The sequence below is a fragment of the Agrobacterium sp. MCAB5 genome, assembly GCF_052114365.1.
Taxonomy (GTDB): Bacteria; Pseudomonadota; Alphaproteobacteria; order Rhizobiales; family Rhizobiaceae; genus Agrobacterium; species Agrobacterium tumefaciens.
Map to the genome: position 1 here is coordinate 1 of NZ_JBFREP010000011.1, position 23,388 is coordinate 23,388.

A 23,388-nucleotide genomic window follows, 5' to 3' on the forward strand; every position below is an offset into this window, starting at 1 on the left:
TGAAGGCCGCAGGTTCAAATCCTGCCCCCGCAACCAATATCTTCAAGACTATCAACAACAAAGCCCTCCCATCCCGGAGGGCACCTTGCGTTTAGGGCCTTGGATACCGCAAATGAATTGCTGGCGGTATAGCCACGTGGGGCTCTGATGGCGTGCAGCGGTCGATCCATTACGCCCACTCGAGCTTCGCGAACTCAACAGGCTCACGGCCTCTATTAATAGAACACCTCCATCAAAAGTTCTTCTGACCCCATCAAACASCCTATCGTGCTAGGTCTAAGGCAGCCGAAAGTGACCCCGATCGTGCGGGATTACCGGGTGGCTTTGGACAATGCCGAGTAYGCTTATGGACCTGCCGAAGATAAAGACGCTGATTGATTTTGTCGGACGAACGAACGTCACCGAACTCATGGTGACAGAGAAAAGGGTAACTGTGCGGATATTCAAAACCGCACCTCGAACAGAGACTGGCAGCAATGTCTCGGTTAAAGCCGAGGATAACGCCCTAATCGATCAGTCGGAGTCGATCCTTCCTGGCACCACATCGGCGACCTCCGTTCATGCCCCGATTTTTGGCGTTTTGCATCGCGCTTCCGCGCCGGGACAACCTTCATTTGTCGAGGCTGGAGATGTGGTCGAGGAGGGGCAGGCCCTCTTCATTATCGAAGCCATGAAAGTCTTCAATAAAATTGTTGCGCCACGCGCTGGCCGGATCACCTATCTGACGGAGGTTGATGGTGGCGAGGTTGAGGCCAATGATTTGCTGGCGGAGATCGCGTAGTGACGGAAGGTCTCAACACCACATCGGATATGCCGGGTTTCGACACGGTCCTGATTGCCAACCGGGGTGAAATTGCTGCACGCATTCAGCGCGCCTGCCGCGAATTGGGCTTGAAGACCGTRGCCATCTGCTCTGAGGCGGACAGGCAGGCTCCATATGGYCAAACGGCWGACACCTTCCTTTGTGTTGGCCCGGCGAATGCTGCCAAGAGCTATCTCAATCAGAATGCCATCTTAATCGCTGCCCGTCTGACGGGTGCCGGTGCGATCCATCCCGGTTATGGATTTCTGTCCGAAAATGCCGCCTTTTCTCAGGCGGTCGAAGATGCCGGTCTCGTATTCATCGGTCCAGACGCAAGGTCGATCTCCACGATGGGCGACAAGATCGCTGCCAAACGGGCAATGATTGCGGCCGGTGTGCCATGTGTACCGGGACCGGATACAGCGCTTCCCGAGGATGCCGCAACGGTTGAGCGTATCGCGAATGAGATCGGCTATCCAATCATCATCAAGGCTGCGGGCGGTGGTGGCGGGCGTGGCATGCGAGTRGTGCAGGAAGCTGCCTTGCTTCACGAAGCCATTACCTTGACGAGGGAGGAGGCGAGGCAGGCTTTTGGCTCTGCTGTCCTCTACATGGAGAAGTTTCTCCAGCATCCCCGTCATATCGAGATACAGGTCTTGTGCGACACGCACGGCAATGCCGTCTGGCTTGGTCACCGCGACTGTTCGATGCAACGTCGTCATCAAAAAGTGGTCGAAGAAGCGCCAGCGCCTGGAATTTCGGTCGATGTGATCCAGCCGGTTGGTATGGCTTGCGTCGAGGCTTGCCGACAGATTGGCTATCGCGGGGTGGGAACTTTCGAATTCCTGTTTGAAGACGGCAAGTTCTATTTCATCGAGATGAATACGCGCTTGCAGGTCGAACATCCCGTCACGGAAATGACGAGCGGCATCGACATCGTTCAGGCCCAGATCAAGGCGGCGCAGGGTAAGCCTCTGGACTTGCGGCAGGCAGATGTTATCTGCGACGGACATTCTTTCGAATGCCGGATCAATGCCGAAGATCCTGATAAGTTTCTCCCCTCGGCAGGCATCGTGACCGATCTTGTGCTGCCGGAAGGAGAGGGGATTCGCGTCGATACCCATATCCATGTCGGCTACCGGGTGTCACCCTATTATGATTCCTTGATCGCCAAGTTGATCGTACATGCGCCGACCCGTGCTGAAGCCATGGTTAGGATGCGCCAAGCGCTTGCGGGTACACGGGTGGAGGGTATTTCGACCAATCTTCCGCTCCTGCGCGCCCTGTTTGAGGACGASGCTTTTGCGCAGGGCCAAACAGACATTCACTATCTTGAACAATGGCTAAAAGAACGGAACGCGGCATGAGCAGGCCCGACTTTAGCGACCCTGTCTTACTCACAGCTTTGACCGATATGCTGACGGATGCAGGCGTGGATGGCGTGGAAATCACGACGCCTGAGGGTCAGGTACGCATTATTGTTTCTGCTTCGGCAAGATCTGCAATTTCCGTCGCCGGCACTGTTTGCTCACCAAAGGGCGCTGTTTCGAAAGTGGTGGTAAAAGCGCCGATTGCCGGTCTCTTCTGCTCTTCTAAGCCTGCTCTGCCTGCAAAAATGCAAWATCTTCCGCGTTTGGTTGCTGCAGATGACGTGATTGGATTTATCCGGATCGACCACATTCTCATCCCCGTTGTCGCGGGTCGTAACGGTTCGCTCGTCAATCAGCTTGCCGTGCAGGATGCTCTGGTTGGTTTTGGTGATCCGCTGTTCGAAATCGAGCTTCAATCATGATTGCGACATCGAACACTCTAGCACCTCGTCACGAAATCCAGCCCGTCATCAAAGGCCAGGCGCGCGTTTCGTTCATAGGCTCCCGGTCATTCTTGCTCGAAGCATCCGGCGAATTTGATCTGCCAGCACAACGCTGGATCTGGGCGCTTTCGCAARCGGTAAAAGTCTGGGCAGGTGTTGCGGAAGTCATTCCCGGCATGACGAACCTTCTGGCGATTTTTAAGGAAACGCCTGAAGATCCAGAGTCCATCGTGTCTCAGTTGCTCGATGCCTGGGATAAAGCAGCCAGTTTGGATATTGTCGGGAAGACAGTTGAAATACCGGTACATTATGGGGGCGAATACGCTGCCGACCTTCCAGCCATCTGTGATTTTTCAGGGCTGAGCGACCGCGAAGTCGTGCGGATTCACCATGAGGCGACCTACCGCGTCTTCGCGCTTGGGAGCGCGCCGGGCTTTGGCTATCTGCATGGTCTTGATGCGCGCATCTATATGCCCCGAAAAACTGTGCCATCGATCAAGATGGAAAAGGGTTGCGTGACGATCGGTGGAATGCAGACGGGTGTGGCGATGTTGACCGGACCGAATGGGTGGAATTCCATCGGTTACGCCGATTTGCAGATGTTCGATCCCGCCTCTTCTGCGCCAGCTCTTTTGGCACCCGGAGATACGGTTCGCTTCATACCTACAGGGATCGAGCTATGATCGAGATTATCGAAACCGGCCCCTTCAACACCGTGCAAGACCTCGGTCGCCCCGGTTACCGTGACATCGGGGTTTCTGCTGGCGGTGCCATGGATCCTCTGTCGCTTAAGATCGGCAATATTCTGACCGGTAATGCCGCAGATGCTGCCGTCATCGAGGTCCAGACTTTTCCATTCAAATTGCGTTTTACGAAAACAGCAACATTTGCCGTTACCGGGACGGATGGGCGCCCGTTGCTTGACGGGAAAGAGCTGCTTTCCTGGTGCGCTCATATCGGCAAGGAAGGTCAGATACTGGAACTGAGGCAGCCGCCGAAACTCGCCCGCGCCTATGTCGCGGTTACGGGCGGGTTGGACGTTCCGGTTTTGATGGGATCTCGAAGCACGGCACTGCGCGGCAGTTTCGGCGGTCACGATGGGCGACCGCTTGCAAAAGGTGACAGGCTCGAAATAGGGGCTTCCGCCGATCTGTTACCACTGCCATCAAACGGGCTTGGTGTAGTTGAGCCTTCCGTGGCTTTAAGCGATATTTTCCCGCCTGTAGTGGACGGCGTTTTGCCGATACGTGCTATTCCGGCCGGTGAACAAAAGCTGTTTGCCAATGATGGCGAGGAATTCTGGAGCCAGATCTGGCGCATATCCTCCCGCAGCGACCGGACCGGTTACCGGCTGTCGGGTGATCCTATAAAACCGACCGAAGCCATCGAAATGCGTTCCCACGGTGTGATGCCGGGCGTTGTACAGGTGCCGCCAGGTGGCGAGCCGATCATCCAGATGAGCGATGCAAATACGGCGGGCGGTTATCCAAAGATTGCCGGCGTGATCGAAGCCGACCTGTGGCGGTTAGGACAGGCACGCGCGGGTGGGAAGATCAAATTCGTGARGTCCAATCACGAGGAAGCGCGTGTGGCCGAGCGGGCAGTTGCGAAATACGTMGATGATGTTCGCCAGACCTCACAAATGGTCAAGCGAGCGCTGAATGCGATGGGTTGACGGACAACCAGGGAGCAAAGGGAGGAAACGATGAAGATCGATCTGAACTCCGACATGGGCGAAGGCTTCGGTCCTTACTGGCTCTGTGACGACGAAGCGATGATGAAGATCGTATCGTCGGCTAATATTGCCTGTGGTTTTCATGGCGGCGAGCCAGATACGATGGCGCGAATGGTTCGCCTTGCCAAAGAAAATGGCGTCGGCATCGGCGCACATCCGGGATTGCCTGATAGGGCAGGCTTCGGCCGACGCGAAATGCCCTTCCAGCCGGATGAGTTGAGACAGCAGATGCTCTATCAGCTCGGGGCCTTGATCGCGATTGCCAAAAGCGAAGGCGTCGAAGTCGGGCACTTCAGTTTTCATGCGGCCATGGGCAATATGGTCAATCGCGACCCGGCGCTTGCCGATATGATGATGAATGCCATTTCTGCAGTTGATCCGAAGCTTGTGGTGTTCGTAACGCCGGACAGCGAAATCGAGAGAGCGGCAAAACGCGCTGGATTGAAGACCCTGGCATTGTTTTTGGCCGATCGCGCCTATGACGCCARGGGAAGCCTTGTAGCGCGGGGTCTTCCCGGCGCGCTGGTCAAGGATGAACCATCGGTGCGCGCCCGTGTCCGCCGGTTCCTGACCGATGGCACGGTCGAAGCCATTGATGGCACGGTCATCACAATGCCGGCTCGCTCCATTCTCGTCCACAGTGATACGCCCGGTTCACTGGAGCTGGCGCGTATCGTGCGTAGTGAAATCAGCGCCTCCGGCGCAACGCTCGCGCCTGCCGCAGAACTCGCGTCTTAATGGGCCTCTGGTTGGCCCGTTCTCTAAATCTTACTGAAAGATCATGCAGATGCCCTCTACATCAGACCGCCTGAAAAACGTCTCCATCTCCGCTTCCGCTGCCATGACCCAACGCGCCAGAGAGCTGGCCGCGCAGGGTGTCAAGGTGGTCAGCCTCTCCTCAGGTGAACCGGACTTCCCGACGCCTGCTCACGCAATCGAGGCCGCGCACGAAGCAGCCCTTGGCGGGCAGACGAAATATCCACCGATGGATGGCACGCCTGCGCTGAAAGCCGCGATYGCCAGAAAGTTCAAGCGGGACAATAATCTGACCTACGATGCCAGCCAGATCATCGTTTCCGCAGGCGGCAAACAGGTAATTTTCAACGCCATGCTTGCAACCTGCAATCCGGGCGACGAGGTCGTTATTCCCACCCCGTCATGGGTCAGCTATGCGGATATCGTCAAATTCGCAGGGGGTGTTCCGGTCGCTGTGCCGTGCGTCGAACAAACCGGTTTCAAACTGCGTGCCGAAGATTTGGAAGCTGCGATTACGCCACGTACCAAGTGGCTCATTCTCAATTTTCCCAACAACCCCACCGGCGCCGCCTCCTCCCGTGCGGAGATGAAAGCAATCGCAGAGGTTATGCTGCGTCATCCCCATGTCTGGATCCTGACTGACGATATTTACGAGCATCTTGTCTATGATGGCTTCGAATTCGGCACAATTGCCGATGTGGAGCCGCGGCTTTATGACCGCGTTCTGACAATGAACGGCGTGTCGAAGGCTTACGCCATGACGGGATGGCGTCTGGGCTATTGCGCCAGCGGCTCGAAGGAACTTATCGCCGCAATAAGCAATGTAAACGGTCAGAACGGCGGCGGCATTGCCACTGTTTCGCAGGCGGCAGCGATTGCAGCGCTGGACGGTCCCCAGGATCTTCTTAAAGAACGCGCCGCTATCTATCGCGACCGTCGCGATTTTGTTCTGAGCAAACTCGGCGAGATTGACGGTTTGCGCTGCCATAAGCCGGAAGGCGCTTTTTACCTCTATCCCAATATATCTGGGCTTATCGGCAAGACCACCAAGGGCGGACGCAAAATCGAAGGTGATGTGGATTTTGTGATGGCGCTGGTGGATGAGCATCACGTGGCAACGGTACAGGGCGCCGCCTATGGTATGAGCCCATACTTCCGGATCTCCTATGCAACGAGCATGGAGATGCTGAGCGAAGGCTGCGCCCGCATTGCGCAGTTCTGCCAGGATATGCGTTGATCCTGAAAACGATCCTTTGGCTCCGTTGCCGGGCCAAAGGATACTCTAAAGTTTCAATTTTTCCGTCAGTTCCACCAGGATATCTTTGACGGCAAAAGCCGGCTCAGACAGCGAATTCTGGTCGGACATGCAGAGCGACAGTGTTTCTTCGATCCGTGGCGACAGCAGCCGGCAAATAAGTGGTTCGCTCGTTTCCGAGACGATCCGGTTGGCAATGGCTTTTGGCATGATGGTTGCGCCGAGACCACTTGCAACGGCGCGGGCAAGCGTCCTGACGATTTCCACTTCCGCGACGACCTTCAGATTGATCCGGCTGCGGGTGAATGCCGTGTCTACAGCGCGCCGGACAAAATTATACGCGGGTGGCATCAGCATGGGCATGCCATCAAGCGCGGCGATCGGCACCGGTTTTGAATCCGCTTCGATTGCGAAATCGCGATGTGCGACAAGATAAAATTCTTCGCTGAGCATGGGCTCGAATTTTACGCCCTTGATTGGTCCGACGCCGTGGATCAATGCCAGTTCCAGACGTCCATTCATGATCATCTGGCTATAGGTTTGTCCCACACTTTCCGTCAGGTGGATCAATATCCCCGGATGTCGCTTCCGCGTTTCCGCCAACAGTTCCACGGAAAGCGTTGCAGCGCTGCTGAATGGGACCAGACCGACMGAGACGCGTCCCGCAATTGAGTTACCCGCCGCCGATACGTCGACCTGCGCCTGTTCCATCTGGCGCAATATGATCTGTGCATGGCGGTAAACGGCATGTCCCGCATCCGTCATCGTCACGCCCTGCTGGCTGCGGATGAGCAATTTCTGGCCGAAATGATCTTCGAGCGCGGCTAGTTGCTGGCTGAGTGCCGGTTGCGCCAGATGCAGAATATCTGCGGCGCGCGTGATGCTGCCACTGTCTACGATGACGATGAATGATTTGAGACGTCTTATATCCATGCTTGGCGCAGCTTACAGGCTCGCACGCGTTTTGCAATCTGGGCGCCAGAGCGGAAAGCTCCTGCCTGGAACAAGAACATCCCGGAATCCCGTCTCTAATTGCCTGTTTGCGGGTCTCCATAAAACTTACTTATTACTCCAAAAATAATCGGTCTTAGGCAAGCAGGGAAAGCTTCGCTAGTGTTGATGGTAACAAAAAAGGGGATCAGAATGYCATTCTCCGATTACAAGACCGCTTTGGTCACCGGTGCTTCATCCGGTATCGGTGCCGCTGTCGTCGAGCGGTTTTGCCGCGAAAACATTGAAGTCCACGCGGTTGCCCGCAGCGCCGGCGCCCTGAATGAACTTGCCGAACGCACCGGCTGCATACCGCACGCGATCGACGTTACCGATCGCGCTGCAATTGCCGATCTTGCAAACAAGGTGCAGTTCGACATTCTCGTGAACAATGCCGGCGTCGACAGGCCGAAGAAGTTCCTTCAGGCTGATGCGGAGGATATCGACCTTTTGATCGATGTGAATCTCCGTGCCGTTCTCCACATCTGCCGGCTGATTGTTCCGGGCATGGTGGAGCGTGATCGCGGGCATGTCGTCAATATCTCGTCCATCGCCGGAAACTATAATTTCGGTGGCAACTCGACCTATCATGCCGTTAAAGCTGGTGTCGCCATGCTTTCGAACCAGTTGAGGCTGGATGCATTCGGCAGACGCGTCCGCGTAACGGAGATCTGCCCCGGCCGCGTGGCGACGGATATCTTCACTCACGTTCACGGCAACGATCCGAGCGTGCGCGAGCGCTTCATCGATGGTTTCGAGTTGCCGAAAGCGGAAGATATTGCCGACGCGATAGCCTTTGCCGTTGCCGCGCCAGTTTCCATGAATATCGGCCATATGGAAATTACCCCGACATTGCAGGTTATGGGCGGACTTCAGACGGCCAAACCGCAGACTGTGGCGCAAGCTGACGCAGCGAAGGAACAAAAGCCGTGAGCGGTTTCGACCTGTCGGCAATCCTGAGCGACCCGCAATATATTGCAATGCTATGGCACGGATTGCAGATGACCTTCGTCATCTTTATCGGGTCATGGTCTCTCGCAATGACGCTTGCGCTGGTCCTGTTATGCGTGCGGTTTTCATCGTCGCGTTTTGCTGATCGCGCCGTGGCGGCCTATGTTTCCTACCACCGCAATGTGCCCACACTCGTGCAATTGATGCTGTGGTACTTCGGGATATTCACGCTCCTGCCTTCAGGTTTGACGGACTGGCTGATCGGTCACAATGCCGAAGCGATCTTTGCCGTGGTGGGTCTTGGTCTCTGTCAGGCAGCCTATTTCAGTGAGGATCTGCGTTCAGGCCTGCGCTCCGTCAGCCCGGGACAGATGGAAGCGGCCAAGGCATTGGGACACGGTTATCTCTCCGCGATGCGCTTCATCATCATGCCGCAAGGCGTGCGCAATGCCCTGCCGCCGCTCATCAATCACAGTGTCTCCCTGTTCAAGAACAGCAGCCTCGCCCTCATTATCGGCGCTTCCGAATTGACGCATGCCATCAAGGAAATTGAAAATCTCAGCTTCCAGACCTTCGAGATCTATCTTGTCGGAACTGTTCTGTACCTCTTCTTCTCGCTGTTGATCATGGGTGCCGGTGCGTATCTTTCGATGCGCCTTGATCCGGCGTGGAGGGCACGCGGATGATCGGCGACATGATTACCATCGTTCATGACAACTGGTTGCTGCTGCTGATCGGGCAATATCCGAACGGCCCGCTTGGAGGGCTTGCGAACACGATCATCCTGTCTGCCCTTGCCATCGCACTGGCCTTTCCTGTCAGCATCCTTATGGCGATGGCGCGCCTGTCCAAGTGGCGGCTCCTGCGGTGGCCGGTAACGGGGCTGGTCTATGTCACGCGCGGCGTGCCTTTGCTCATGCTCATCCTGTGGAGTTATTTCCTCGTTCCGCTGTGGACCGGCGCAGACGTGCCGAGCTTCGTCATCATGTTGACGACGCTTGTCATCTATCAGGGCGCATTTCTCAGCGAAGTCGTAAGAGCGGGTATTGTCGCTCTTGGTGCGGGGCAGATGGATGCGGCGAGAGCGCTTGGCCACAGCTATCTCGGTGCAATGCGCTTCATCATCTTGCCGCAGGCGCTTTACAACATGATCCCCAGCATGATCTCGACATTCGTCGCCACGATCAAGGATACGACGCTCGGTTACGTCATCAACGTACCCGACCTCACCTTTGCGGCAAGTCAGGTCAATAATCAGCTTCTGACCCAACCATTCCAGGTCTTCCTCATCCTCGCGGTTGTCTACTACGCCATTTGCTGGAGCTTGACGTATCTCGCAAATGCCGTCGAGCGGCGTATCGCCAAACGCCGTGCCGGTGTGGTCGGTCGCCGGCAACAGGCATTGCAGGCGCAGGCGAAAATCATAACGGAGCAGCCATGACAAACACGGCATCATCAACACAGCAGACCATCCGCATTTCCAATGTCTGCAAGAGTTATGGCGACTACGAGGTTTTGAAGAATGTCGACGCCGAAGTCGCGCGGGGCGAGGTTATCGTCATCTGCGGCCCTTCCGGCTCCGGCAAATCCACATTGATCCGTACCGTCAATCGTCTCGAAGAGATCAACAGCGGATCCATCACGCTCGATGGGCAGGATATTCACGCGGCAACCAAGACAAAGGAACTCAATCTTCTGCGCAGCAGAGTTGGTTTTGTGTTCCAGAATTTCAATCTCTTCCCGCACCTGTCCGTTGTCGAAAATGTCACGATTTCCCCGATCCGGGTGAAAGGCGTCGCACCTGATGTTGCCCGCCAGAAAGCTTTGAAGCTTCTGGATCGGGTAGGCCTCTCCGACAAGGCCGGCGCCTATCCGGGGCAATTGTCCGGCGGTCAGCAGCAGCGCGTGGCAATTGCGCGTGCGCTGGCCATGGAGCCGCCCGTCATGTTGTTCGATGAACCGACAAGCGCTCTCGACCCGGAAATGGTTGGAGAGGTGCTGGCCGTCATGAAGGGGCTCGCGGCAGAGGGCATGACCATGCTTTGCGTGACCCACGAAATGGGCTTTGCCCGTGAAGTTGCCGACCGCATCTGGTTCATCGACGCCGGCGAAATTCTCGAAAAAGCGACGCCGGAAGAGTTTTTTACAGCACCACGCCATCCGCGCGCGCAGCGGTTCCTTTCCGATCTGCGCCACTGATACCAATCAATCATAAGAGGAGAACTGACCATGAACTGGAAATGCCTGACACTTACCGTTGCACTGGCTGGAACCGCTCTCGCGTCACCAGCGGCGGCTGATCAACTCGATACGATCATGGCGAACAAGGTGCTTCGTTGCGCAACCTTTGCTGATGTCGTGCCATTCGCGGCACCCGATCCGAAGACCCGTGAAATGGCCGGTTTTGACGTTGATCTTTGCAACGCGATCGCCAAGGAACTGGGCGTTAAGGCCGAAGTCAAACCGGTGTCGGTGGAAGCCCGTGTGCCGGAAGTCAAGCTTGGCCGCGTCGATATCACCGTCGCCAATCTCGCCTACACACAAAGCCGCGCCGAGCAGATTCAGTTCAGCGATCCCTATTATCTCGCCAAGGAAATGCTGATCGTGCCCGTTGATGATGCCGGCAAGAAGAAGTCGGATTACGAGGGCCAGCGTGTCGCCTCCACCAAGGGCTCGACCTCTGAAATGTCTATCAAGCTCAACAAGTCCGAGCCGCTGACCTTCCAGGATACTGCCTCTGCCTATCTTGCCGTTCAGCAGGGCAAGGCGCGGGGTATGGTGGCCAACACCATGACCACCACCAAGTTCGTCAATGAATCGAAGACCAAGGGCAAACCGATGCGCATGATCGAGGAGCCTATGCTCTATCAGCCGATCGGTGTCGGCATGGCAAAGGACAATCCTGCCCTCACAGCGAAAATCAATGAAGTGCTGCGCACACTCGACGCCTCCGGCGAGATAAACAAAATCTGGGACAAGTGGCTTGGCCCGAATACCGAATACAAAATGACCCGTACGGACAAGGTCGTCCCGCTCTCCGAGCTGAAATTCGACCCGATCCCCTGATCCCGCCTGGCTTCAAGCCACGGCAACGATTGACACATGACAATTAAACTCAATGCGAGTGGCGGGACGTTCCCGCCGCCAGCCTTACCGTGGGAGGTTTTATGATCCACATTAAAGATATAGCAGAACGGCCAAGCAAGGCAGAAATCGAAGCCCTTTCGAAGTTTTCGCCGGCAACCATCCACGAGGCACAGGGTCGCAGGGGCGCACTTTCCTCCCGCATCAAGCCTGTCGATTACCGCATGAAACTGTGTGGTCCCGCCTTTACCGTCAAATGCGCGCCGCGTGACAACATCATGTTGCAGCTGGCCATTAATTACGCCAAGCCCGGCGACATCATCGTGGTTTCAGCTGGTGAGTACGAAGAGGCTGGTTCCTTTGGCGACGTGCTGGCAAATGCCTGCCTTGCAAAGGGGATCGGTGGTCTGGTGACGGATACCGGTGTGCGTGACACCTTGCAGCTTCGAGACCTTGGCTTCCCTGTGTTCTCGTTCAGCGTCTGCATCAAGGGTACCGTCAAGGAAACGATTGCCGCAGTAAACGATACGATCATCATTGGCGATGAGATCGTCAATCCCGGCGACATCATTGTTGGCGATGCGGACGGTTTGGTGGTTGTGCGTCGTGCGGACGCTCAGGAATCAGCACGTCTTTCGCAAATTCGCGAAGATGCTGAAGCGGGCTTCATTGAAGCTTACAAGCAGGGCAAATCCGTTATCGAAGTTAGCAATCTGGAGCCCGTCCTGAAGGCAAAGGGGCTTGTCGTTGATATCTGATTTTTGTGTGGTGCAGCGAGGCGCGTTTGGCGTTTTTGAACTTTTAAAACCGTCGCAACCATAGCTACATCAATGCAAACAAAAGCCCTCCCCCCGCGGAGGGCTTTTGGCTTCACGGCTGACGAGACCATCGAACTCCAGGAAGCCCCAAGGGCGGCCCTTCTTGCGCGCTGCGTGGCCAAGGATCCAGTATGGGCGGATCGCGGTTTTTTATGCGTTCCGAGCTATGAAGATACGTCCGATCGTGTTGAGCAGAATCTGCGCAGCCAGAATGGCGGTTGAGCCGGTGTGATCGTAATCAGGCGCGACCTCGACCAGATCAATGCCGACGATCTCGCCACGCTTTGCAAGACCTGCAATCAGTTCCAGTACCTCGTAATAGATGAAGCCGCCATGGCTCGGGGTCCCGGTTCCTGGCGCGATGGACGGGTCGAAGCCATCGATATCGATCGAAAGATAATAGCGCTTGCCCGCGGGGATGCGCTCCACTACGGCGTCCACGCCGAGTTTGCGGATCTGGCGCACGGAGAGAATATCCGAACCCTGGGAGCGGGCATAGTCGTATCCTTCCTTTGCGGTGGAGGAGACGTTGCGGATACCGAGCTGGGTCATTCCGGTGACCCACGGTTTTTCCGAGGCGCGGCGCATGGGGCTGCCATGTCCGAAGCGGACGCCGTGACGCTCATCGACGAAATCGAGATGCGCGTCGATCTGCACCAGATGGATCGGCTCCTGATCGCTGAAGGCATTGATGCAAGGGATGTTGATGGAGTGGTCTCCGCCAAGCACCACAGGCAGTGCGCCGGCTTTAAGGATCTTGCGGACGCCGAACTCGATATTCGCGTGGCTGTTCACCGTATCGGTATGAACAATGTCGGCGTCGCCTATATCGACGATCTTCACGCCTTCCAGATATGTGACGTCGTCCTCGTGATCGTAGGCGCCCGCGTGGCCGAAGGAAAACAGGGTGGAGGCCTCACGGATGCTGCGCGGCCCGAAGCGGGCGCCGGGGCGCCATTGCGTCCCAAAATCGAACGGGGCACCGAGAACCGCAACATCCGCGTCGATCGCGTCCCAGTTTTCGACGTAGGGACTTTTGGCAAAGGTGGAAATACCGACGAATGGCAGGTTCAATCGTCCGCCGTCATAGCCGTGGGCAGTCATGGAGATGTCCTTTCAGATATCAAAGTGCGCGCTCGCGCCAGGTTTGCAGAAATTGGGAAAGGCGTTCGCTCTTCGGATTACTGAAAAGCGTCTGCGGCGCGCCTTCCTCAACGATCTTGCCGTCATCCATGAAGACGACACGGTTGGCCGCATGCGCGGCAAAACCCATTTCGTGCGTGACGATGACCATGGTCATTCCTTCCGCCGCGAGCGTCTTCATGACGGAAAGCACTTCACCGACAAGTTCGGGATCGAGTGCCGAGGTCGGTTCGTCGAACAGCATGGCGCGGGGGTTCACCGCCAGTGCGCGGGCGATGGCGACGCGTTGCTTCTGCCCACCGGACAGGCCGTCGGGTCGGCGGTCAGCGAAAGCGGCAAGCCCGACTTTATCCAGCATGGCGCGGCCGCGCTTTATCGCTTCGGCCTGGGGAAGACCATGGACGAGCCTGAGCGCCAATGTCACGTTTTTGATGACGCTCATATGCGGCCACAGATGAAAGTGCTGAAAGACCATTCCAAGCGGGCGGCGCGTCTCTGCCAGTTCTTTCGGACCGGCGCGTTCGCGGCCAAGCGGGGTTTCACGCCAGCCGATCAGGCGGCCGAAGACATCGACATCACCCGCGTCATAGGGATCGAGAAATGCAAGCGAGCGCAGAAGCGTGCTCTTGCCCGATCCCGAAGGTCCGATGATGCACAGGACATCACCCATATGAATGTCGAGATCGATGCCTTTCAGAACGGTCTTGTCACCGAACCTTTTCTCCAAGCCGCGCGCGGAAATAACAACTGTTCGTTCGCTCATGTCAGGAGCCTTCGGTGGAAAGGCGGCGTTCGAGATAGAGGCCGAGCCGCGACAGGATTTCGACGATTGCCCAGTAGAGCAGGGCAATGGTGAGATAAGGGGTTACGACCGCGAAGGTGATCGAGCTGATCGTACCGGCGACCTTGGTCAGCTCGCTGAGCGTGATGACGGACAGAACGGCGGATTCCTTGACAAGATTAATGGCCTGGCCGACGGAAGCCGGCAGCGTCAGTGCCAGCGCCTGCGGCATCTGGATGTGGAGAAAGGTGTCGCCGGAGGTAATGCCCAGCATTCCCGCCGCTTCGATCTCGCCTCTTGGAACGGCATTGAAACCGGCGCGGAAAATCTCCGCAAAGGGGCCAGCGCCATAGAGGCCGAGACCGACGATGCCGGCGGCATAGGGGCTGAGGATCAACCCCAATTGCGGGCCGCCATAATAGAAAAGAAACAGGATCAGCGCGAGCGGCGCGCCGCGGGCAAACTCCACATAAAGCCTTACCGGCAGGAAGATGGCCATGTACCGCGACCGTAGCGCCGCAGCCAGCACGATACCGATGATGACGGCCAGCGCGATACCCGCAATGGAAACTGTCAGTGTTGTGAACAACCCGGCCGCATAGAGAGGAATATCGTTCAGGAAGCCGGAAATCATCGCGTCGCTCCCTTTGTCAGGTGGCGTTCGACAAGGAGGCCTATTCCCGCAAGCAGCGCTCCAACCGCGACATAAAGCAGGAGAGCCGAGAGATAGGCGTCGAGTGGCCGGAAGGTGGTGGCCGCATATTGCTGAGCACGGCGCGTCAAGTCGGTGACGGCGATGACCGAAACGAGTGAGGAGTTCTTCACGAGAGCCTGTATCTCGCCGACAAGTGCCGGCAACATGGTTCTGAAGGCCTGAGGCACTTCAATGTGCAGGAATGTACGACCTGCGGAAAGGCCGAGCATGGCGGCGGCTTCCCGTTCTCCCTTTGGAATGGATTGCAGGCCTGCCCTGTATATCTCCGACTGGAAGGCGGCTGTGTTTAGCGCCAGCGCCAAAGTTGCGGCAGCAACCGGCGTCAGATCCAGCCCCAGAAGTGGCAGGACGTAGAAGACGATCAGCAGCTGGACTAGAATGGGCGTGCCTCGCCAGAAGGAGATGTAGAGACCGGATGCCAGGCGGGGCAGGCGGCCGCTGCGACCGCAGGCCGCGAGGAGAAGGGCCAGCGGCGCTCCCAGAAGAAGCGCCGAAAGGCTGACGGTCAGCGTGGTGAAGAGGCCGTCCACAAGAACCGGCCAGATGGCAAAAGATATCTTGTCCATGACCGGTTCGACCTGCCGGTCACTCAGTCGCCGGCAGAGTGGCGGGAAGCTCCATCTGCGCGCCGAACCATTTCTTCTGGAATTCCGCCAGTTTGCCGGATGCATTGAGCTTTGCCAATTCACTGTCCATGAAGGCATTTAGCGTCGCACTGTCAGTATCGTTGCGGCCCGCCCATGAGAAATAGGTCTTCGGTCCGAAGGTCGGCAGAACGACTTCAAAAGCATCCGGCCGCTGGCGTGCAGCTTCCAGAAGGTTTGGAAGCGAGTTGACGACGGCGCGCAGGCGCCCGGCACCGAGGTCGGCATAAGCTTCCGAGAAATCCGTGTAGCTGGAGACCGTCGTGGCATCCTTGCCGGCGGCCTTCAGTTCGGCGGAAAACGTCTCAAGCGCCTTGAGCTGCGCGGAGCCCGCCTGCGAGCCGACGGGCTTACCCGCGATATCTTCCGGCTTGGAGATCTCGGCATCGCCCTTGCGTTTCAGGATTGCCATCGTCGCATCGGCGACGGGTGCTGAGAGCTTGTAGGCCTTCATGCGTTCCGGCGTCACGGTGACCGAGGTCACGACATAATCGAAGCGGCTGGCGGCAAGGCCTGGCAGGATGCCCTGCCAGGGCAGATCGAGACGCTTCAGCTCAACGCCCGGCAAGGCTTTCATGACTTCTTGCATGATGTCAGCGGAATAACCGACGATCTTGCCGTCTTCGACAAATTCGAACGGCGCAAACCGGGCCTCGGTTGCGACAGTGAAAACCTTATCGGCCTTGATCTTTTCCAGAAGATCGGCGGCATGGGCGGATGCGCCGAGGCTGACGGCGAAGGCTGCGCAGAGCGTGAGAGATTTCAGAGTGAGCAGGTTTTGCATGGTTTCGTTCCCTTATTGGTTTGTCATTGGGGAGGAGGAAACCATGGACATTATTCCAGAAAAATAGGAAACTGATGAAGTTTATATTTGTAAAATTGATGTAACGGTTCCCATGCAGCTCGCGCAATCCGACCTTCGTTCTCTCGCCGTCTTCCGCGCCGTCGTGGAGCACAAGAGTTTTCTCGGCGCGCAAATCACGCTCGGGCTGAGCCAGTCCGCTGTCAGTTTCCATATCAAGGCGCTGGAAGACAGGCTCGGTTTCAAGCTGTGTCGGCGAGGGCGATCCGGTTTTGAATTGACGGATCGCGGCGCGCTCGTGCATGAGCGTTCGAAAGTGCTGTTCCTGGCGCTGAACGCCTTCGAAAGCGATATCGGTACGCTCAAGAACCGTATTACCGGTACGTTGCGACTGGGACTTGTGGACAACACGATTACCGATCACGACCTGCCCATTCACCGCATCATCGCCCGCATCAGCGAAAAGGCGCCGGAAGCACGTATCGAGCTGGTGATCGACACGCCGGACGCCCTGTTGTCGGAAATTGCCAATGGCGGCCTGGACATCGCACTTTTACCGGAAACGCTGCCGTATCAGGGCCTGAAGCTTTCGCGCTTCAGGGAAGAGGCGCATTCACTGTATTGCGCGAAGGGACACCAGCTCTTTCATCTTCCCGATGCCGAACTTTCCGTCGAGCGCATCGAATCCTTCGATTTTGTCGTGCGGCCCTATGCCAATATGCGTGAGCTGCAATATTTTCCGCAGGCACGGGCGCGCGCTTCGGCCTCCAACATGGAGGCGCAGGCGATGTTCGTGATGTCCGGCCACTATGTTGGGTATCTGCCTGATCATTATGCAGATGATTGGGTCCAGAAAGGAATTTTCCGGCCGTTGATGGCAGCAAAGACCCGTATCCAGTCCACCTTCGTTATTGCCACGCGGTCCGCTGAAAAGCCTTCGACGGTGCTCGATTTCTTCATTCGCGAACTCGCCGGTTTCGCATCAGAGGCGTTTCACAAGAACGCGCGCAAGGCGTAGAGCATACGCCGCTCATAGCCCCGTCGCCGCGAACGCCTACGTATGTTCCAGAGGGGCAAGTGTGATCTCGGGAAGAAATTGCCTTGCCGATGGCATCGCCGTTCGCTATCCATACTTCAATAATTCAAGGATTATTGAAGTATGGATCAGCATCAGGCTCTTTCGGCATTTGCTGCCCTCTCTCAGGAGACGCGCCTCGCGATCGTTCGAGCACTTGTCGTTGCCGGTCCTGACGGACTGGCCGCCGGTGCAATCGCCGAGCGCATGGGCGTCTCGGCGACGAACGTGTCGTTTCATCTCAAGGAACTGGAGCGGTCTGGCCTGGTCTCGCAACGACGAATATCGAGGTCTATCCTTTACAGCGCCAGCTACGACACTTTGGCCGAGCTTGTGAAATTCCTGGTAGAAGACTGTTGTGCCGAACATCCGGCGATTCTGGAGAATGTCGAGCGAAGCGATGGATGCGCCAGTCCGGCCGGCACTTCCTCCGATGGGGGCAATGTCGTTGCATAATTCGAAAGTACCTGCTGGCATCGTCTCAGCGCTTGGCCTCACGCAGATCATCGGTTACGGCACTCTCTATTACAGTTTCAGTATTCTTGCCCCCGGCATGGCGGAAGACCTCGACCTGACATTGGCGGAGGTATTTGGCGTCTTCTCGGTGTCGCTTTTCATCGGAGGTCTGTCGGCAACCTATATCGGCAGGCAGATGGATAGGATCGGAGCCGCCACGGTGATGACGGTCGGCTCAGGCCTTGCGGCCTTGATGCTGTCGCTCTGTGCCTGGTCACCGTCAGTCGCAATCTTCGCCGTTGCCATCATCCTGCTCGAGGTATCGTCCGGAATGGTGCAGTATCAGGCCGCATTCGCGACGCTGGTCGAAAGCGATCCCAGAACCGCATCCAGGAGCATCACCTACCTCACGCTGATCGGTGGGTTCGCATCGACGATCTTCTGGCCGATCTCGGCCGCGCTTTCCGAATGGATGTCGTGGCGTGAGATCTATCTGGTCTTTGCAGCGCTGAATCTGTTCCTTTGCATGCCTCTACACGTCTGGATCATGCGCGTCGGCAAGACCGGACCGAATGCGGATGCGGCCGTCCCTCGCGAAGCCATAATCGGAGCAATCCCCCACGATGCGCGCCGCCGAAGCATGATCATGGTGTCGTTCGCCTTCGCGCTTCTCGGATTTTCGCTTGCCGCGATCCTCGCGCACATGGTGCCGATGCTCGGTTCCATCGGGCTAGGTGGCGCGGCAGTAGTTATAGGATCTCTGTTCGGTCCGGCACAGGTCGCAAGCCGCCTGATCAACATGGTCTTCGGAAAGAACCTGTCGCCGCCAGCGCTCGCCGTCCTGTCGGCGGTGCTGATCGTGTTCGGCATCCTGATCTTGCTGGCAACGCGAGACTGGCTACCGGGGGCAGTCGCGTTCGCAATCTGCCTCGGGCTTGGGTCAGGCATCAACAGCATCGCGCAGGGCAGCCTGCCACTCTATCTGTTCGGATCGGAAGGGTATGGCGCGATCACGGGCAAGATGGCGGCAGCTCGACTGGCGCTCGGAGCCGGGGCACCCTTCGCGTTCGCGGCGTCCATGGAAAACTTTGGCCTGAGCCTGTCACTCATTGGAAACGCATGTCTCGGCGCGGTCAGCATCACGGCATTCGTTGCGGTGGCAGCATCCTGTCGGCGGCCAGCCACCGCAACAACCTAGGTCGTCAGATCGATTTCAGGGAGACCCGCTTCTCCAACTCGACCGCTTCTTCCTTCCGCTCGCTGTAGCGGTCGGTCAAATAGGCCGAGGCATCGCGGGTCATGATGGTGAACTTCACCAGCTCCTCGCAGACATCTACCACCCGGTCGTAATAGGGAGACGGCTTCATCCGTCCGCTAGCATCGAACTCCTGATACGCCCTTGCGACCGACGATTGGTTGGGGATGGTGATCATCCGCATCCATCGCCCGAGGATACGCATCTGGTTCACGGCATTGAAGGACTGGCTGCCGCCGGAAACCTCCATGACGGCGAGCGTCTTGCCCTGTGTCGGGCGAACAGATCCGAGTGAGAGAGGAATCCAGTCGATCTGCGACTTCATGATGCCGGTCATCGCGCCGTGGCGCTCGGGGCTTACCCAAACCTGCCCTTCCGACCATTGCGAGAGCTCACGCAATTCCTGCACCTTCGGGTGGCTCACCGGTGCTTCGTCGGGCAAAGGCAGGCCCTTCGGATCGAATATCCGAACTTCGCATCCAAGCCGTTCGAGCAGCCGCCCTGCTTCGAAGGCAAGCAAACGACTGTAGGATACCTCGCGTAGCGAACCGTAGAGGATCAGAATGCGGGGCTTATGTGTCGAAAAGGCCGGACGCAGAGCATCGAGATCAATCGCGTGCAGGTGCTGGCCCTCAAGTGCGGGGAATGTGTCAGGCAATGCGCTTTCCTTCATCATCGAGGACCTGTTCGCCGTCTTCTTTGGTAAACGGCCCCTTGAATGCGTCTGCCGGAAGTATATCCAGAACCACTTCCGAGGGGCGCGACAACCGCGTACCCATCGGGGTGATGACGAATGGTCGGTTGATCAGGATTGGCGTCTCGAGCATGGCATCGATCAACTGGTCATCGGTCAGTTCAGGATATCCAAGCCCAAGCACCGTATAGGGCGTGCCCTTCTCGCGGATCGCCTCGCGGACGGTCAGCCCGGCGTCGGCGATCATCTTGACGAGTTGCTCGCGGCTCGGCGGGGTTTTCAGATACTCGATCACAGTGGGTTGAATACCGGCGTGCTCAATGAGTGCGAGGGTGTTGCGCGAAGTGCCGCAATCCGGGTTGTGATAGATGGTGACGTCCATGCTCATTGCCTTTCGGTAATTGTGTTTCGGGAAACGGCTGGGGCCGCCTCGTACCAATCCTTCGAGCGGTTCACGATCCAGACGACCGAGAGCATGACCGGAACCTCGATGAGGACACCGACAACGGTTGCCAGTGCTGCGCCTGATTGAAAACCGAACAGGCTGATAGCGGCCGCAACTGCGAGTTCGAAGAAATTGCTTGCACCGATCAGTGCCGACGGACCGGCAATGCAGTGCCGTTCGCCGCTCATCCGGTTCAGAAGATAGGCGAGCCCGGAGTTCAGATAGACCTGGATAAGGATGGGGATTGCAAGCAAGCCAATAACGGCCGGTTGGGCGATAATCTGCTCGCCCTGGAAGGCGAAGAGAAGAACCAGTGTTGCAAGCAGCGCTAGCAGCGAAATCGGCTGCAGCCTTGCGAGAATGCGATCGAGCATCCGTGACGTTCCGTCCGCCATGAGCCGGTGCCGGATGAACTGCGCGAGGAAGACGGGCACGACGATATAGASGGCAACGGAGAGGACGAGCGTGTCCCATGGAACGGTGATTGCGGACAGGCCAAGCAAAAGGCCGACAATGGGAGCAAAGGCGATGACCATGATCGCATCGTTGAGTGCGACCTGCGAGAGCGTGAATAGTGGTTCGCCGCGTGTCAGGTTAGACCACACAAAGACCATGGCAGTGCAGGGCGCTGCGGCAAGAATGATCAGTCCCGCAATATAGGAGTCGATCTGGTCAGCGGGAAGATAGGGGCGGAACAGCCAGCCGATGAAGAGCCAGCCCAGCAACGCCATCGAGAACGGCTTGACGGCCCAGTTGATGAACAGCGTGACGCCGATACCCCGCCAGTAGGTGCCGACCTGCGTGAGAGAGCGGAAATCGATCTTCAGAAGCATCGGAATGATCATCAGCCAGATCAGGATTGCGACCGGGATATTCACCTTGGCAATCTCGGCCGCGCCAATGAGCTGGAAGACGCCGGGCAGCAAATGGCCGAGGGCGACACCGACGATGATGCACAGAAACACCCAGACGGTTAGGTAACGTTCAAATGTGGACATCAGGCGGACTTTCCCGCGTGTGGAGTGCAGCAGGGCGTCAACTCGGCGATCAGCGGAGCGCAAAGCTCTGCCGATCCACCACAACAATCTTTCAGGAGAAACAGCGTCATGTCGCGAAGCTGTTCTATCTGCGCGCGATACATGATGATTCTGCTCTGGCGTTGCGATGATACGAGGCCCGCGCGTGACAGAACATTCAGATGCGCGGACATGGTGTTTTGGGGCACCACCAGCGCGCGCGCGATGTCACCCGCCGGCAAGCCTTCCGGTGCGTGCCGCACAAGAAGCCGAAAAGTTTCGAGACGGGTTGGCTGGGCAAGCGCCGCCAAAGCGAGAATAGCTTGTTCTTGTTCCATATATCCAGATTAATGGAAATATAGGCATAGTCAATGTGTTTTTGCGGGTGTTACCAAACACCACAAACTCCAGGGGATMATTTTACGACTATCGACAGAAACCCATTTCGGGCCGGTTTTTAGTGCGAAAAAGTCGTCGGCCCAGTCGCTTCGGCGACTTGGTATTATTGTACATGCGAGTCCGCCTGCATGAGTGGGACGCTACCCATGCAGGCTTGCTTCAAGGCATTGCGGACGAAACCGGCAAGCGTTCTGTTCGGCTCACGCGCCCGAACGGTCTCTCTGTTCGCGCCATACGGCGAAAGCTTTCTGGTGTTCGTCCTTCGTGCAGGGATAAAGACCGATGATGGTTGCGCCGCCCTTCACCTGTTCGACCACGAAATCCTCGTAAGCGGTCATTTCCACCGCTTCTGTCGCGATTTCGTCGGCAATTCCGGCGGGGATGACGATGACGCAATCCGCATCACCGACAATGATATCCCCGGGGAAAATCGGGGCATCGCCGCAGCCGATCGGTCCGTTGATTTCAATTGCTTCGTGTTTGGTGAGATTGGTAGGGCTGGATGGTCGGGTGTGGTAGGCTGGAATATCCAGCTCCGCAATCGTCGCAGCATCGCGGAAACCGCCATCCGTAACGACGCCGGCAGCACCGCGCACCATCAGGCGGGTGATGAGAATATCACCAGCAGATGCGGCGCTCGGGTCTTTGCGGCTGTCCATGACCAGTACGTGGCCGGGCGGGCAGGTCTCAATGGCGACGCGCTGGGGATGTGCGGGGTTGCGGAATTCCACCAGCTGGTTGCGGTCTTCGCGGGCGGGCATGTAACGCAGCGTGAAAGCGGGCCCAACCATGTTCGCGCCCTTGTGGCCAAGCGGGTGCACACCCTGAATGACCTGGTTGCGCAGGCCGCGCTTGTAGAGTGCGGTTGCGAGGGTGGCGACGGAAACCGTCATCAATTTTTCCCTGGTTTCTGTATTCATCTTATTCTCCTCGAATAGCGTGAGTGTCTGCACATCAGTTTTTGTGGATCGGTTCGTCTATGAAAACGCCGCCCTGGTATTTCGCGATTGCGGCATCCGGATCAGGGCGAGGGACATCCCGTTCGATATCGGCCCGGAAGCGTGCGGCATTATCCCGCCGCTGCCAGCCGAGAAAATCGACGTGGGAATTATCCCACCAGCTGTCGTCATTGGCAGAGACGCCCCAGATGACCGGGCAACCGAGTTTTGGCGCGTGAAATACGCACTCTACCAGGGAGACCAGATCGTCATGGCTGAGCCAGGTGGATAACATGCGCCAGTTGGTGGGCTTCTCTTCGCAGGAGCCGATGCGGACGATGGCCGTTTCCTGTCCGAATTTGGAATGGTAGAGGCTCGCCATTGCCTCGCCGAAAATCTTCGAGACGCCGTAAAGGCCATCCGGCAAAAACGGCGTCTGCGGCGATAGCTGCTCACCCTGCGGATAATATCCGATGGTGTGGTTGCTGGAGGCAAACAGGATGCGTGGCATGCCAGCAAGCCTTGCTGCCTCGTAAAGATTATAGACACCGCGCAGATTGGCGGCCTCGATGGGATCGTAAGCCTTTTCGACGGAGATGCCGCCGAGATGGACGATGCCGTCGCAATCCTTCACCAGCGCATGGACGGCGCCACCGTCCTCCAGAGAGCAGCGGATGATCTCTTCATTCGCTGCCGCCGCACCCATATCAACCACATCCGAAAGGCGGATGATCTCCGCGAGGTGGCCGAGCCTGCCGCGCAACATGCTGCCCAGCTTGCCGCCGGCGCCCGTAATCAGCAAACGTTTCATCATTTTGCGC

The 23,388-nt window shown here is 57.3% G+C and carries 28 protein-coding genes; 16 read left to right on the plus strand and 12 right to left on the minus strand.

Features of this window, described 5'->3' with window-relative positions; translation table 11 throughout:
• Window positions 1-346: 346 nt before the first annotated feature.
• Genes AB4Z23_RS21335 through AB4Z23_RS21365 form a run of 7 tightly spaced genes read left to right on the plus strand, consistent with a single transcriptional unit; the run spans window position 347 to window position 6,343 of the window.
• Window positions 347-781, plus strand: a complete 435-nt coding sequence (locus AB4Z23_RS21335; RefSeq protein WP_421446206.1) for an acetyl-CoA carboxylase biotin carboxyl carrier protein — start codon at window positions 347-349, stop codon at window positions 779-781.
• A gap of 29 nt (window positions 782-810) precedes the next feature.
• Complete coding sequence (accC, locus tag AB4Z23_RS21340; RefSeq protein WP_441360793.1) at window positions 811-2,169, plus strand: acetyl-CoA carboxylase biotin carboxylase subunit; 1,359 nt, start codon at window positions 811-813, stop codon at window positions 2,167-2,169.
• On the plus strand, window positions 2,166-2,594 hold the full coding sequence (locus tag AB4Z23_RS21345) for an acetyl-CoA carboxylase (protein ID WP_441360749.1): 429 nt from the start codon (window positions 2,166-2,168) through the stop codon (window positions 2,592-2,594). The genes accC and AB4Z23_RS21345 overlap by 4 nt, the downstream gene beginning before the upstream one ends.
• Window positions 2,591-3,298, plus strand: coding sequence for a 5-oxoprolinase subunit PxpB (pxpB, locus tag AB4Z23_RS21350; RefSeq protein ID WP_441360750.1), 708 nt, complete (start codon window positions 2,591-2,593; stop codon window positions 3,296-3,298). The genes AB4Z23_RS21345 and pxpB overlap by 4 nt, the downstream gene beginning before the upstream one ends.
• A complete protein-coding gene (locus AB4Z23_RS21355; RefSeq protein WP_441360751.1) occupies window positions 3,295-4,290 on the plus strand; it encodes a biotin-dependent carboxyltransferase family protein in 996 nt (331 codons plus the stop codon). Before pxpB ends, AB4Z23_RS21355 begins: the two co-directional genes overlap by 4 nt.
• Before the next feature lie 30 nt (window positions 4,291-4,320).
• Window positions 4,321-5,088 carry a 5-oxoprolinase subunit PxpA gene (locus AB4Z23_RS21360; RefSeq protein ID WP_441360752.1) on the plus strand — a complete coding sequence of 256 codons (768 nt, stop codon included), beginning with the start codon at window positions 4,321-4,323 and terminating at the stop codon, window positions 5,086-5,088.
• Window positions 5,089-5,137: 49 nt separating this feature from the next.
• On the plus strand, window positions 5,138-6,343 hold the full coding sequence (locus AB4Z23_RS21365; RefSeq protein WP_082546185.1) for a pyridoxal phosphate-dependent aminotransferase: 1,206 nt from the start codon (window positions 5,138-5,140) through the stop codon (window positions 6,341-6,343).
• 45 nt (window positions 6,344-6,388) lie between these two features.
• On the opposite strand, the gene nac is transcribed toward AB4Z23_RS21365, so the two are convergent.
• Window positions 6,389-7,294 carry a nitrogen assimilation transcriptional regulator NAC gene (gene nac / locus AB4Z23_RS21370; protein ID WP_003518016.1) on the minus strand — a complete coding sequence of 302 codons (906 nt, stop codon included), beginning with the start codon at window positions 7,292-7,294 and terminating at the stop codon, window positions 6,389-6,391.
• Between the two features lie 210 nt (window positions 7,295-7,504).
• Between nac and AB4Z23_RS21375 the strand changes: the two genes are divergently transcribed.
• From AB4Z23_RS21375 to AB4Z23_RS21400, 6 genes are all read left to right on the plus strand, one after another.
• The gene (locus AB4Z23_RS21375; RefSeq protein WP_441360753.1) at window positions 7,505-8,284 is read left to right on the plus strand and encodes an SDR family oxidoreductase; all 780 of its coding nucleotides are present in this window, start codon (window positions 7,505-7,507) and stop codon (window positions 8,282-8,284) included.
• Complete coding sequence (locus AB4Z23_RS21380; protein ID WP_003518018.1) at window positions 8,281-8,988, plus strand: amino acid ABC transporter permease; 708 nt, start codon at window positions 8,281-8,283, stop codon at window positions 8,986-8,988. The genes AB4Z23_RS21375 and AB4Z23_RS21380 overlap by 4 nt, the downstream gene beginning before the upstream one ends.
• Window positions 8,985-9,743: an amino acid ABC transporter permease gene (locus AB4Z23_RS21385; protein WP_003518019.1), complete on the plus strand. Its 759-nt coding sequence runs from the start codon at window positions 8,985-8,987 to the stop codon at window positions 9,741-9,743. The genes AB4Z23_RS21380 and AB4Z23_RS21385 overlap by 4 nt, the downstream gene beginning before the upstream one ends.
• A complete protein-coding gene (locus AB4Z23_RS21390; protein WP_003518020.1) occupies window positions 9,740-10,501 on the plus strand; it encodes an amino acid ABC transporter ATP-binding protein in 762 nt (253 codons plus the stop codon). Before AB4Z23_RS21385 ends, AB4Z23_RS21390 begins: the two co-directional genes overlap by 4 nt.
• 30 nt (window positions 10,502-10,531) lie before the next feature.
• Window positions 10,532-11,368, plus strand: a complete 837-nt coding sequence (locus AB4Z23_RS21395; protein WP_019566615.1) for an ABC transporter substrate-binding protein — start codon at window positions 10,532-10,534, stop codon at window positions 11,366-11,368.
• 101 nt (window positions 11,369-11,469) lie between these two features.
• A complete protein-coding gene (locus tag AB4Z23_RS21400; RefSeq protein ID WP_035199831.1) occupies window positions 11,470-12,144 on the plus strand; it encodes a 4-carboxy-4-hydroxy-2-oxoadipate aldolase/oxaloacetate decarboxylase in 675 nt (224 codons plus the stop codon).
• A gap of 210 nt (window positions 12,145-12,354) precedes the next feature.
• Here the strand turns inward: AB4Z23_RS21400 and speB are convergent, their stop codons facing one another.
• The 5 genes from speB to AB4Z23_RS21425 are packed head-to-tail and all read right to left on the minus strand — an operon-like array spanning window position 12,355 to window position 16,271.
• On the minus strand, window positions 12,355-13,308 hold the full coding sequence (gene speB, locus AB4Z23_RS21405; protein ID WP_013761977.1) for an agmatinase: 954 nt from the start codon (window positions 13,306-13,308) through the stop codon (window positions 12,355-12,357).
• Between the two features lie 19 nt (window positions 13,309-13,327).
• On the minus strand, window positions 13,328-14,110 hold the full coding sequence (locus AB4Z23_RS21410; RefSeq protein ID WP_003518027.1) for an amino acid ABC transporter ATP-binding protein: 783 nt from the start codon (window positions 14,108-14,110) through the stop codon (window positions 13,328-13,330).
• A 1-nt stretch (window position 14,111) separates the two neighbouring features.
• Window positions 14,112-14,762, minus strand: a complete 651-nt coding sequence (locus AB4Z23_RS21415; protein ID WP_035199832.1) for an amino acid ABC transporter permease — start codon at window positions 14,760-14,762, stop codon at window positions 14,112-14,114.
• Window positions 14,759-15,409, minus strand: a complete 651-nt coding sequence (locus tag AB4Z23_RS21420) for an amino acid ABC transporter permease (protein ID WP_035199833.1) — start codon at window positions 15,407-15,409, stop codon at window positions 14,759-14,761. The genes AB4Z23_RS21415 and AB4Z23_RS21420 overlap by 4 nt, the downstream gene beginning before the upstream one ends.
• A 19-nt stretch (window positions 15,410-15,428) precedes the next feature.
• Complete coding sequence (locus AB4Z23_RS21425) at window positions 15,429-16,271, minus strand: transporter substrate-binding domain-containing protein (RefSeq protein ID WP_035199834.1); 843 nt, start codon at window positions 16,269-16,271, stop codon at window positions 15,429-15,431.
• A 112-nt stretch (window positions 16,272-16,383) separates the two neighbouring features.
• On the opposite strand from AB4Z23_RS21425, the gene AB4Z23_RS21430 reads away from it, so the two are divergent.
• From AB4Z23_RS21430 to arsK, 3 genes are all read left to right on the plus strand, one after another.
• Window positions 16,384-17,307: a LysR family transcriptional regulator gene (locus AB4Z23_RS21430; RefSeq protein WP_003518035.1), complete on the plus strand. Its 924-nt coding sequence runs from the start codon at window positions 16,384-16,386 to the stop codon at window positions 17,305-17,307.
• 141 nt (window positions 17,308-17,448) lie between these two features.
• A complete protein-coding gene (locus AB4Z23_RS21435) occupies window positions 17,449-17,820 on the plus strand; it encodes an ArsR/SmtB family transcription factor (RefSeq protein WP_013761980.1) in 372 nt (123 codons plus the stop codon).
• Window positions 17,807-19,018, plus strand: a complete 1,212-nt coding sequence (gene arsK, locus AB4Z23_RS21440) for an arsenite efflux MFS transporter ArsK (RefSeq protein ID WP_111802064.1) — start codon at window positions 17,807-17,809, stop codon at window positions 19,016-19,018. Before AB4Z23_RS21435 ends, arsK begins: the two co-directional genes overlap by 14 nt.
• Window positions 19,019-19,022: 4 nt before the next feature.
• Here the strand turns inward: arsK and arsH are convergent, their stop codons facing one another.
• The 6 genes from arsH to AB4Z23_RS21470 form a co-directional block, all read right to left on the minus strand.
• Window positions 19,023-19,751, minus strand: a complete 729-nt coding sequence (gene arsH / locus AB4Z23_RS21445; RefSeq protein WP_035199836.1) for an arsenical resistance protein ArsH — start codon at window positions 19,749-19,751, stop codon at window positions 19,023-19,025.
• Entirely contained in the window at window positions 19,726-20,151 is a 426-nt protein-coding gene (gene arsC, locus AB4Z23_RS21450) for an arsenate reductase (glutaredoxin) (RefSeq protein ID WP_003518039.1), read from the minus strand. Before arsC ends, arsH begins: the two co-directional genes overlap by 26 nt.
• Before the next feature lie 2 nt (window positions 20,152-20,153).
• Complete coding sequence (arsB, locus tag AB4Z23_RS21455) at window positions 20,154-21,212, minus strand: ACR3 family arsenite efflux transporter (protein WP_441360754.1); 1,059 nt, start codon at window positions 21,210-21,212, stop codon at window positions 20,154-20,156.
• Window positions 21,212-21,568 carry an ArsR/SmtB family transcription factor gene (locus AB4Z23_RS21460; protein WP_003518041.1) on the minus strand — a complete coding sequence of 119 codons (357 nt, stop codon included), beginning with the start codon at window positions 21,566-21,568 and terminating at the stop codon, window positions 21,212-21,214. The genes arsB and AB4Z23_RS21460 overlap by 1 nt, the downstream gene beginning before the upstream one ends.
• A gap of 261 nt (window positions 21,569-21,829) precedes the next feature.
• Window positions 21,830-22,549, minus strand: coding sequence for a ribonuclease activity regulator RraA (locus AB4Z23_RS21465; protein ID WP_003518042.1), 720 nt, complete (start codon window positions 22,547-22,549; stop codon window positions 21,830-21,832).
• Between the two features lie 34 nt (window positions 22,550-22,583).
• Window positions 22,584-23,381: an NAD-dependent epimerase/dehydratase family protein gene (locus AB4Z23_RS21470; protein ID WP_013761986.1), complete on the minus strand. Its 798-nt coding sequence runs from the start codon at window positions 23,379-23,381 to the stop codon at window positions 22,584-22,586.
• Between the last annotated feature and the right edge of the window lie 7 nt (window positions 23,382-23,388).

Excerpts from the sequence above, each read along its gene's own strand:
- speB (WP_013761977.1), bottom strand. The coding sequence starts at position 13,308 with ATGACTGCCCACGGCTATGACGGCGGACGATTGAACCTGCCATTCGTC.
- AB4Z23_RS21460 (WP_003518041.1), bottom strand. The coding sequence starts at position 21,568 with ATGGAACAAGAACAAGCTATTCTCGCTTTGGCGGCGCTTGCCCAGCCA.
- AB4Z23_RS21425 (WP_035199834.1), bottom strand. The coding sequence starts at position 16,271 with ATGCAAAACCTGCTCACTCTGAAATCTCTCACGCTCTGCGCAGCCTTC.
- AB4Z23_RS21390 (WP_003518020.1), top strand. The coding sequence starts at position 9,740 with ATGACAAACACGGCATCATCAACACAGCAGACCATCCGCATTTCCAAT.
- AB4Z23_RS21410 (WP_003518027.1), bottom strand. The coding sequence starts at position 14,110 with ATGAGCGAACGAACAGTTGTTATTTCCGCGCGCGGCTTGGAGAAAAGG.
- arsK (WP_111802064.1), top strand. The coding sequence starts at position 17,807 with ATGTCGTTGCATAATTCGAAAGTACCTGCTGGCATCGTCTCAGCGCTT.
- AB4Z23_RS21335 (WP_421446206.1), top strand. The coding sequence starts at position 347 with ATGGACCTGCCGAAGATAAAGACGCTGATTGATTTTGTCGGACGAACG.
- arsC (WP_003518039.1), bottom strand. The coding sequence starts at position 20,151 with ATGGACGTCACCATCTATCACAACCCGGATTGCGGCACTTCGCGCAAC.
- AB4Z23_RS21400 (WP_035199831.1), top strand. The coding sequence starts at position 11,470 with ATGATCCACATTAAAGATATAGCAGAACGGCCAAGCAAGGCAGAAATC.
- AB4Z23_RS21415 (WP_035199832.1), bottom strand. The coding sequence starts at position 14,762 with ATGATTTCCGGCTTCCTGAACGATATTCCTCTCTATGCGGCCGGGTTG.
- AB4Z23_RS21430 (WP_003518035.1), top strand. The coding sequence starts at position 16,384 with ATGCAGCTCGCGCAATCCGACCTTCGTTCTCTCGCCGTCTTCCGCGCC.
- arsH (WP_035199836.1), bottom strand. The coding sequence starts at position 19,751 with ATGATGAAGGAAAGCGCATTGCCTGACACATTCCCCGCACTTGAGGGC.
- AB4Z23_RS21435 (WP_013761980.1), top strand. The coding sequence starts at position 17,449 with ATGGATCAGCATCAGGCTCTTTCGGCATTTGCTGCCCTCTCTCAGGAG.
- AB4Z23_RS21420 (WP_035199833.1), bottom strand. The coding sequence starts at position 15,409 with ATGGACAAGATATCTTTTGCCATCTGGCCGGTTCTTGTGGACGGCCTC.
- AB4Z23_RS21465 (WP_003518042.1), bottom strand. The coding sequence starts at position 22,549 with ATGAATACAGAAACCAGGGAAAAATTGATGACGGTTTCCGTCGCCACC.
- AB4Z23_RS21395 (WP_019566615.1), top strand. The coding sequence starts at position 10,532 with ATGAACTGGAAATGCCTGACACTTACCGTTGCACTGGCTGGAACCGCT.
- AB4Z23_RS21470 (WP_013761986.1), bottom strand. The coding sequence starts at position 23,381 with ATGATGAAACGTTTGCTGATTACGGGCGCCGGCGGCAAGCTGGGCAGC.
- AB4Z23_RS21385 (WP_003518019.1), top strand. The coding sequence starts at position 8,985 with ATGATCGGCGACATGATTACCATCGTTCATGACAACTGGTTGCTGCTG.